Source organism: Peribacillus acanthi, from assembly GCF_003073175.1.
Taxonomy (GTDB): Bacteria; Bacillota; Bacilli; order Bacillales; family DSM-1321; genus Bacillus_BN; species Bacillus_BN acanthi.
In genome coordinates this window covers 1-9,900 of record NZ_QBBX01000038.1, presented here as the reverse complement: position 1 = coordinate 9,900, position 9,900 = coordinate 1, and the positions used below count along the sequence as shown (strand labels likewise).

The window sequence follows — 9,900 nt, the reverse complement described above, 5'->3', positions numbered from 1 at the left end:
TGGTTATGAAAAGCCAAGTATCTGTACATGATTTCAAGAAAGTATAGGATATTTTTTTATGGTGTTCTATAATTATGATTAGTGGGGTTATTGTCTATATCCAGTTATAAAGAAAAACATAAAGGTTCTATTTGTAGTTGGATGGGGACGTAGCCCACAGCGGGAGGCGTATCCGCAGGTCGATAGACCGAGGACCTTATACCTTGGGGGTAAAACTATATGGGTGTAATTAAAGATAGACTAACATCGTTAGGAACAGTTTATGAACGATACGACAGTAATAATGAACTTATCCAAAAGTTTGGGATGATTGGCTTTATAAAGCTATCAACCGTAAGAAGGAAAACTTACTTCATAATTACAGATTTAAAAGGAAACTTAATAGAAGATGCCAATATCTATTTGAATGAAAAGATTGGCGATGACAAATATAAAAAAAGAGAAACTGCTTTTTCAGCTTTAAAGGTGTTCTACTCCTTTTTGGCACTTGTACATATTGATAATCCGCAAAATTTAACTAGCGGTGATATTAGGGATCTACGCTTGTTTTTAGAAGGGGGAAAAAAAGAGGGTAGTGTATGGAGTGTTGATCTCCGAGTTAGACGAGACAATCAGACATATAACAACTATCTAAATGTTTATAGAAATTTTTTAGAGAAAATGTATGGCATAACAGATTCATTTTTGTTTGAAACGATAAAAATAGGTACAACTATAGGTAATGAATTTTTTGCACATGCACATAAAGGGACTCAGGAACGATACAAGGCAAATAAAAAAGTATTTAGGCAACAATCTGTTCCGAAATACATAAAGCCATATCAATACGAAAGAATTATGGATGTAATTGAAAGAAGCTATGGGATACGTGAAAAAGTGATTATTGATTTGATGTATAATTATGGGCTGCGTATAGGAGAGGTTTTAGGGCTAACATTTGAAGATATAGTGCCATCATATAAAGAAGGTTATTATAACCTCATCATCCGTGATAGAATGTCTGACAAGCCCACACAAAGGGCCAAAGGGGTTATAACTCCTACATCGAAAGATGAATATAATGATGCTTGGTATAGAGAACAAGGTAATCACCTTGGATACCAGACGGTTCTAATTGAAGAAGAAATGGCAGAATTGATTCAAGAATACATAGACGAATCGAGAGATGACATTCTTTTAAGTAAAAGTCCAATTAAAAGGGAAAACCTAAAAAATAATGCAGTAGCAGACAGGGTTAGTACGACTCCCCTTGTAAACAATGAGAATCAATATATCTTTTTAAATCACCAACACTATACTCCTATTACACAGGCTGGATGGGGGTATGTTCTTCGGGGGATTTTTAAAGAAGCAGGGATTCATGTAGATAAAGGTTCTAAATCTACTAATTTAAGCCATCGTTTTCGACATGCTTTCGCTATGAAACGAGTTAAAAGTGGAATGCAAATTTTAGAACTGCAAAAAGAACTTCGTCATGCCAGTCCGAAAAGTTGTGAAGCCTATTATAATCCTGATGATGAAGATAAAGTAGAATTATTGAGGAAAAACAACGAAAGGTACAAAGAGACTTATGATAAAGACAAAAACAAATGATTATTATACTGACATTGAAAACGAGACCATTATCTCAATAATTGCATCTCTTGAATCCGATTTGCAAATAAAAAATTTACTTTGGGAATGGCTTCAAACTAAGGATACTTGCGACATTCTGATGAAACGGAAATTCAAAGCAAAAAGAGGAAACTTGAAATTATTGTATATCAAAAAATTTTTGTTAATTATCGGAAAATACATACGAACCCAAGAGGATTTTAATTGGGAAAATTATTGTTTCATTCTTCATGAAATCTCTAAACTTGGTAATTTTTCCCAATCATCAAGAGAGCTGATTAGCAATTTATATCAAAATATCATCTCTTTTGATGTGATTAAGAATCCCGAAGTGAAGTTGTTTATAGTAAATTATAGAAATCTGTTCTTGCCATATGAGTTTGAATTGAGAAGTAAGAAAAAACTTAATATAACTCCTTTTATTGAAAGAATCAGTACCAATTTTCCGATTAATTCAAAGGTTGGACAAATTATACAGATAGGTTATTACGCTCATAATAAGTTCATGTACGGCAATTTTTTTATGCCTACGGATAATAAGTTTTTATTTAGTATTGTGAAAAGTTTTTTAGAGATTTTTGATCAACAAAGCGGTTTCAAATTTACCATCCAACATAGAGTTATGACTACATTATTTGAGGATAGTTTAAGTGGCTACAAAATTAATAGATTTGAGGATTTTAACGAGAAAACGTTTAAAGAGCAATTGAACTTTTTTAATCGCATGAATGATGAATATAATCCTCTTGGAAGACGTGAAGCATACCCTTTTCTCTCTATGTTTTATAGATACATAGATGATATGTATTTAGAAGAAACAGGAGAAAGGTTATTCAATTCGTTTTTTTTCAACAGAGATCTTTTCACACACAACCTATATCAAAAAAGTCTTGAAGAGGGCTATGAGGTTGTAAACACCAATGGAATAGGCGACTATTCTGAAAGCGATAAATGGTTTGTTGTTGCTGACCTTAATAAAAGTGGAACTCACATAGGAAACATTAATAATTCCTTTATGAACTTTGAGAAGGTACACAATATCGAATTTAGAGAAGACTTAAAAGATTACATATGGAAATCTGATTTGACATATCGAGGTACTTACAACCATTTTTATGTCTTAGTAGACTTTTTAAACCAAGCAGAAATGTATTATCAAGATGAAATGAAAGTATTAACCTTAAAACCTTCATTAACGGTATCCGACAAACTATTGGGTTCAAGTGAGGTTAAGCCTTTTTCAAACAGATTTTTAATTTTTTATCATGCAAGTCTCATATCAAATGAAAAATACAACGATAAAACAACCAAGTCACGAATTGTTATCATACGCAGTTATCTAAAACATATTCAACGAAAATATAGCATTACTATGTTGAGTATTGACCAATTCAGTTCAATTCAAATTGAAAATAAGGGTGGAATCCCAATTCCATCAGAAGACTTTACCAAAATACAAAAGGAATTTACTCGAAGAGTAAAGACAAAAGAAGATGAAATATTATTAATTGTTTTACAATTATCTATTGAAACAAAACTTCGTCACGGTGAGATATTGGGATTAGAAAGAGATTGCATTGTATCAATTGATGATAGTGGGGAATTTGGCACAATTAAATATTACTCTAAGACTTCTGGAAGAAAATATAAGACAGAGGTCTTCATGATAGAACATATTCGATTAATTGAAAGGGCTTTAAAACTAACTCAAGCAATTTATGAAGAAGCAGATTCACCTTTAAAAAAATATATTTTTATTTGTAGTCATTACTATCTTAATAATAAAGTGATTAGAATAAAGGGCAGATTTATTCGTTTGTTTACAGAAGTTTGTAAGAACTTATATGATCAAGAGAAAATTAGATTGCAGTATAGCCCTAATAATTTACGAGATACATATATTGAGAGAGCTTGGCAAATGGTTGAGGATGGTCTTATTTCAACATTAGAGGTTGGTGTAATCACAGGAAACACAGCCGGGGTTGCAGCTAAACATTATCGTGATAGAGAGAATACAAAAAGGTATGTTGAGGCACTTTATGAAGTTTCAATTTTGGATGATGAATTACAGGGAGAAATTGTGGATATTGAATCAGTTAAAGACTTGCCACCTGTTCAAGATGGTGCGGGGAATTGTGCAAGTGAAGCATGTATAAAAGTTGAACTGGAAGAAGATAGTTTTTATAAATGTTTGACTTGTAAAAAGTTTGTAACAACTGTTGATCGTAGTTATTATTTTGAAGAGAAAATGAAAGTTTATAAAAAAAATAAAGAAAATGCGACCTCGGTTGCTGAAAGGAACTTTTATTCGGGTTTGATGGAGTTGTATGGAAGTTACTTAGCAGAAATGTATTCGATTATGGAGAGGGAAAAATGAACACTGAGAAAATAGAATGGAATATAGATAATGCAAGTACATTATCTGGGCAACAGAATTACCTAAAAAGTGATTTTATTGATGAACCCCAACTCTTGATTAGGACAAATTTGAGGTTTTCTGATAATAGATGGGAGATTGCCGATAAACTACACCCAAAGGCACACCCACTTGATTTTTCCCCTATCAAGTCAAAAATGTTTAGAGTATTATTGAAAAAAATTATGCTGCGTGAGCTGTTTACTAAACGAAATAGAAGCAGTACAGTTTATAGCAGATTCAACGAGATAAGAAGATTCATTTTTTATCTGGAAAAAGAAAAATATATGTATGATTTAAGATACCTAACACCAGAGGTCATCAAGGGATATGTGGAAACTCTTAAAAAAAATAATATTACAAAAAATTATCTATCAACGCTTCTTAAAGGTGTTGGTAGGTTTTTACAAGAAGTTCAATTTGCTGGATGTGACATAGATTTATCGGAGTTTCAAAAGACACTTATTGTTCCAATAGTAGAAAGAAAAGCGGAAAAAGAGGCTCATAAAACACCAAATATCCCAAAAAGAATTTTTAATCGTGTTGTTAAATGTGCCTTAAAAGATATGAAGGATGAAAGCCTTAGAAAACAAGATCGTATGATGGCGTGTCTAATTGTTATTTTATCCCACACAGGTATGAGAAAAGGAGAACTCCATAGATTAGAAGCTGGTAAATTGAAGGACATTACAATATTAAACAAAAAAGCAAAAGCATTTATAATTGAATTTTTTACTTTTAAAACAACTGCTGAAAATAATGGCAAATGGACTAAAACAATCGCTTTTCCTGAAACTGTACAGGCTTACCAAACTCTTGTGAAACTTTCAAAAAACGGGAGAGAAAAGGGAAGCACCAATTATCTATTTTTGAACAAGTTTAATAAGATATATGGTCGGACAACTTTTGATAACATCTTTGATACCTTTTTTTATAGAAATCAAAATGAATTGTTTGATCATATATCTGAGTATGAAAAAGCCCAAATTCATTTAATGAAAATTGACAGCTATTTAAAAGGTACAATCCCAAAAACCTTACCAAATGTTCCAAAAATAGGTGATACTTTTTATACTTTAAATCCACATCAATTTAGAGTAGCCGTGGCTAATATTCTAAAGGATAAAGTTAGTTTGCAATGGATAAGAGAGCATATGAATCATTTGACTGAAGAAATGACAAAGCACTATTTTAGAGATGAACTTATAAAGGAAACACTATTCAAACGGGCAACGAAGGATGGAACTTCATTAGGTATGGAACTAAACAATCAAAATCACTTTATAAAAAAAGAACTATCAGAACCAGAATTAATAAAAGCATATGAAGAGATTAATAAATTTCTCCAAAAGAAGAAATTCAATATTTTTAAGGATATTGATGAAATTATCAATACCTTAAAATATAACCCCTTACGTGAAAGCATTGTTGGGGTATGTACTAAACATTTAGGAATGTTGTGTGAACGTCAATATCGTCTTGCAACCTTTGAAAAATGGTATTTTCTAAGTCCAAAAGTACCTAATATTGAATCGTTTGATTTCACCTATAAACGATTTATTGATAAGTCAAAAATCGTTCAACATAACAAAGAATTAGTTCAACAGGACTCAAAGTATCAAAGGGATTATGAGAATGAATATTCTTCTTTAATTAAGTTTTATCAAAACCGGGTTTTACAAGAGCATGAATTACTTCTTTCTATTTTGAACGAGAAAGGAAAAGAATTCATCTTATCTTCTTACCCACAATTAGAAATCATAATTTCCGATATTGAAAATGTTAACAAGGAGATTACCAAATGGGCATCGACATTGAACTTAGAGAGTGTGTAAATGAAAACACTCTAAGATATGGTATTGGTGAATTAAGTGAAATTAGTAGCATAAAAATACAGGATCAATTGATCTTGTTAGAAGAATATCTACAAAAGTTTTGTATGAAACAAAGACAATTAAAAGAACAAATAAAGCAGTCTAATAAACTATCTATTTCCTCTGTTTCATCGGGGGCAAAAGTACCAAGAAGCCAGATTAACCTAAATACAAATACATTAAAACTCTATATTGAAAAACGAATTCAAGAAATTGAAAAAGAAGACATTTTGAATATAAATAGGACTAAAAAGCTCAAAAGTGAAAAAGGGGAGCTTTCCATGTATATAGATGGATTAAGACAGAAAGTAGTTGACAGCTTCGAAATGAAATTATATATAGAAAAGTTAGAAGCTGAAAATAAACGTCTTATCCAACAAATAGAAGATAGACAAAAGGATATTCAAAAATTAGAAATTGAAAACAATAAATTGCGTAAGGAAGTTGTTGATCAGAACAATAAAAAAATTGTATCCTTTAGTTGATTTAAAATCTAAGGAATTAGAGGATAGTTGAACCCAAAAACTCATAGAAAACAAGCTATAATGAATAGCTTGTTTTTTTGTTTTTATAAATAAATTGTGGATTTAATTTTATGCTAAGAAAGGTTAATTTAAAAAAACGAACATCAGGAGTTAGAATTATACAAATTCCTATTTTAATTTCATTCAAATATATACTTGAATGTTTTTGGTTAAATGAAGTATACTATAATCAAATGAACACTTGAATGAGAATGGAGTGAGATAATGAATAAAAAAGATACCTGTGAGATTTATTGTTATGATGAAGAAAAAGTCAATCGAATACAAGGGGATTTACAAGCAATTGACATTGTTAGTGTTGCCCAAATGTTAAAAGCTATTGCAGATGAAAATAGAGCAAAAATTACCTATGCTTTGTGTCAAGATGAAGAACTATGTGTGTGTGACATCGCAAATATAGTAGGTGTTACAGTTGCAAATGCTTCTCATCATTTACGCTTCCTTCATAAACAGGGGGTTGTGAAATTTAGAAAAGAAGGCAAATTGGCATTTTATTCATTAGATGATGAGCATATCAGACAAATTATGATGATTGCATTAGCACATAAGAAAGAGGTGAAGAGCAATGTCTAGTGAGAAAGCCAAACTTGTTGAAGAAGAAATGAAAGCCTATCGTGTTCAAGGATTTACTTGTACTAACTGTGCAGCCATTTTTGAAAATAATGTTAAAGAACTTCCCGGTGTTCAGGATGCGAAAGTAAACTTCGGAGCATCTAAAGTTTATGTTAAAGGGACGACAACAATTGAAGAATTAGAAAAAGCAGGAGCATTTGAAAATTTAAAAATTCGAGATGAAAAAGAACAAAGGGTAGAACGAGAACCTTTTTGGAAGCAGAAAGAAAACATTAAGGTATATATATCAGCTCTTTTACTTGTAGTTAGCTGGTTCTTAGGAGAGCAGTATGGTGAGGAGCATGTTCTACCGACAATTGGTTATGCAGCGTCCATTTTAATCGGTGGATATTCGTTATTCATTAAAGGTCTCAAAAATCTAAGCAGATTAAATTTCGATATGAATACGCTTATGACTATTGCCATTATAGGAGCTGCAATCATTGGTGAGTGGGGTGAAGGGGCAACCGTTGTTATCCTATTTGCGATTAGTGAAGCATTAGAGCGTTATTCAATGGATAAAGCACGTCAATCTATTGAATCTTTAATGGATATTGCCCCAAAAGAAGCGTTAATTCGACGTGGCAATGAAGAAATGATGATTCATGTTGATGATATTCAAGTTGGAGACATCATGATTGTTAAGCCCGGTCAAAAGTTAGCAATGGATGGAGTAGTGGTTAAAGGTACATCGACATTAAATCAGGCTGCGATTACAGGTGAAAGTGTTCCAGTAATGAAAACCACAGATGATGAAGTATTTGCAGGGACCTTGAATGAAGAAGGGTTACTTGAGGTTAAAGTAACAAAACGAGTTGAAGATACTACTCTTTCAAAAATCATTCACTTGGTAGAAGAAGCTCAAGCAGAACGGGCCCCTTCTCAAGCGTTTGTCGATAAATTTGCAAAATACTATACACCAGCTATTGTGATACTAGCTCTTTTAATTGCGGTAGTTCCACCATTATTTGGGGGAGACTGGAGCCAATGGATTTATCAAGGATTAGCTGTATTAGTGGTTGGTTGTCCTTGTGCCTTAGTAGTCTCAACTCCAGTTGCTGTTGTTACAGCAATAGGAAATGCAGCGAAAAATGGTGTTTTAATTAAAGGTGGTATCCATTTAGAAGAAGCAGGACACTTAAAAGCGATTGCCTTTGATAAAACAGGAACATTAACAAAAGGGATTCCTGCTGTAACAGACATTGTGACATATGGTGGAAATGAAAATGAATTAATGACCATAACAGCAGCTATTGAAAAAGGATCGCAGCATCCACTTGCTTCAGCAATTATGAGAAAAGCAGAAGAAAATGGATCAGACTTTAATGATGTAATGATTGAAGACTTCCAATCCATTACGGGTAAAGGTGTAAAAGCCAAAGTAAATAACGAAATGTATTATGTCGGAAGCCCAGCACTTTTTGAAGAATTGCATGGAAGCATTGAAAGTGATAGAAAACAAAAGATTACAAAAATGCAGACCCAAGGAAAAACCGTGATGGTGCTAGGAACGAAAAAAGAGATTCTTTCGTTAATTGCTGTAGCTGATGAAATTAGGGAAACATCAAAAGAAGTCATCGGTAAATTGAATAATATTGGAATTGAAACAGTAATGCTTACAGGTGATAATCAAAGAACTGCAAGTGCAATTGGAAAACAAATTGGTGTTTCTGATATTAAAGCTGATTTACTTCCAGAGGATAAGTTGAATTTCATTAAAGAACTTCGAGAAAAACATCAAAGTGTGGGAATGGTCGGAGATGGCGTGAACGATGCTCCAGCACTTGCAGCATCTACCGTTGGTGTAGCGATGGGTGGTGCAGGAACTGATACAGCTTTAGAAACGGCTGACATCGCATTAATGTCTGATGATTTGAGTAGATTACCATATACAATAAAATTAAGCCGTAAGGCTTTAACAATCATCAAGCAAAACATTACCTTCTCTTTAGCGATTAAATTAGTGGCATTACTGTTAGTCATGCCCGGTTGGTTAACACTATGGATAGCGATATTTGCTGATATGGGAGCAACGTTACTTGTAACATTAAACAGTTTACGATTGCTAAAAGTAAAAGAATAGAATCATATGTAAAAGGGATAGCAGAACGTTATCCCTTTTTATGATAAAACCATTATTTAGTTTTGGGGATTATTGGTGAATTGCATTTTATGTCCTCTCATCAAATGGGGTTATTTTGAAAGAAACAAATGGCAAAGATGATCAATGCGATTTGGAATGTAATGATAACCGGAATTCCATATTTGAATGAATTATGGTGGGTTTTATGCCGAAATTGCTGGCCGCCTAGCAAAATTCCAACAGAGCCACCCAACAACGCAATTTTAAATAATGTTTTTTCTTTAATTCTCCACTCCCCTTTGATAGCCTTTTTTTTATCTAGGTACATCAATGCCATACCAACAGTATTAATGAAAAATAAGTATACAAATACAAGAAAAATCAATTCCAAATTAACCTCCATCTTATTCCTTTAAATCTCAATTATTTGAATTATGTAAAGGAGTCACATTTTATCAACCACAAATAATTATAACCGAAATTTGAATATGATACGATTTTATGGGGCGAGTAGCAAAAAGGAAAGAATTAAGGTCATATTATTAATGTAGATTTACATGGGTGAAAATTGTCCAATTTTTTCATGTAAAAAAGAACACGATATTGAACCGATTTACCAATATTAATCCAATTATTTTATCATAGTAGAAAATAATAATAGTTTTTTTGTCCAAAAGTAAAATTGATCTAATTTTACTAAAAAGCCAATAATAATCGAGTTAGAGTATGAATGTACAATAATCCCACTTATCATAA

7 protein-coding genes are annotated in these 9,900 nt (G+C 32.3%); 6 read left to right on the top strand and 1 reads right to left on the bottom strand.

The features are described 5' to 3' along the window. Positions 1–219 precede the first annotated feature (219 nt). The 6 genes from DBX25_RS20235 (at position 220) to DBX25_RS20210 (ending at position 9,144) form a co-directional block, all read left to right on the top strand. Positions 220–1,593 (top strand): tyrosine-type recombinase/integrase, encoded by a 1,374-nt coding sequence (locus tag DBX25_RS20235; RefSeq protein ID WP_108672560.1) that lies wholly within the window; start codon positions 220–222, stop codon positions 1,591–1,593. Further along, a complete protein-coding gene (locus DBX25_RS20230; RefSeq protein WP_108672559.1) occupies positions 1,571–3,991 on the top strand; it encodes a hypothetical protein in 2,421 nt (806 codons plus the stop codon). Before DBX25_RS20235 ends, DBX25_RS20230 begins: the two co-directional genes overlap by 23 nt. Further along, positions 3,988–5,865: a site-specific integrase gene (locus tag DBX25_RS20225; RefSeq protein WP_108672558.1), complete on the top strand. Its 1,878-nt coding sequence runs from the start codon at positions 3,988–3,990 to the stop codon at positions 5,863–5,865. Before DBX25_RS20230 ends, DBX25_RS20225 begins: the two co-directional genes overlap by 4 nt. Next, complete coding sequence (locus DBX25_RS20220; RefSeq protein WP_108672557.1) at positions 5,832–6,389, top strand: hypothetical protein; 558 nt, start codon at positions 5,832–5,834, stop codon at positions 6,387–6,389. The genes DBX25_RS20225 and DBX25_RS20220 overlap by 34 nt, the downstream gene beginning before the upstream one ends. A gap of 264 nt (positions 6,390–6,653) precedes the next feature. Then, positions 6,654–7,022 (top strand): ArsR/SmtB family transcription factor, encoded by a 369-nt coding sequence (locus DBX25_RS20215; protein ID WP_061794255.1) that lies wholly within the window; start codon positions 6,654–6,656, stop codon positions 7,020–7,022. Next, positions 7,015–9,144, top strand: coding sequence for a heavy metal translocating P-type ATPase (locus DBX25_RS20210; RefSeq protein WP_108672556.1), 2,130 nt, complete (start codon positions 7,015–7,017; stop codon positions 9,142–9,144). Before DBX25_RS20215 ends, DBX25_RS20210 begins: the two co-directional genes overlap by 8 nt. Positions 9,145–9,244: 100 nt before the next feature. Here DBX25_RS20210 and DBX25_RS20205 read toward each other — a convergent pair whose 3' ends face one another. Beyond that, positions 9,245–9,535 carry a DUF1294 domain-containing protein gene (locus tag DBX25_RS20205; protein WP_240620451.1) on the bottom strand — a complete coding sequence of 97 codons (291 nt, stop codon included), beginning with the start codon at positions 9,533–9,535 and terminating at the stop codon, positions 9,245–9,247. Positions 9,536–9,900 lie beyond the last annotated feature (365 nt).

Bases quoted from the DNA above. Each gene is read 5' to 3' on its own strand.
- DBX25_RS20220 (WP_108672557.1), top strand. From the start codon at position 5,832: ATGGGCATCGACATTGAACTTAGAGAGTGTGTAAATGAAAACACTCTA.
- DBX25_RS20215 (WP_061794255.1), top strand. From the start codon at position 6,654: ATGAATAAAAAAGATACCTGTGAGATTTATTGTTATGATGAAGAAAAA.
- DBX25_RS20225 (WP_108672558.1), top strand. From the start codon at position 3,988: ATGAACACTGAGAAAATAGAATGGAATATAGATAATGCAAGTACATTA.
- DBX25_RS20230 (WP_108672559.1), top strand. From the start codon at position 1,571: ATGATAAAGACAAAAACAAATGATTATTATACTGACATTGAAAACGAG.
- DBX25_RS20235 (WP_108672560.1), top strand. From the start codon at position 220: ATGGGTGTAATTAAAGATAGACTAACATCGTTAGGAACAGTTTATGAA.
- DBX25_RS20210 (WP_108672556.1), top strand. From the start codon at position 7,015: ATGTCTAGTGAGAAAGCCAAACTTGTTGAAGAAGAAATGAAAGCCTAT.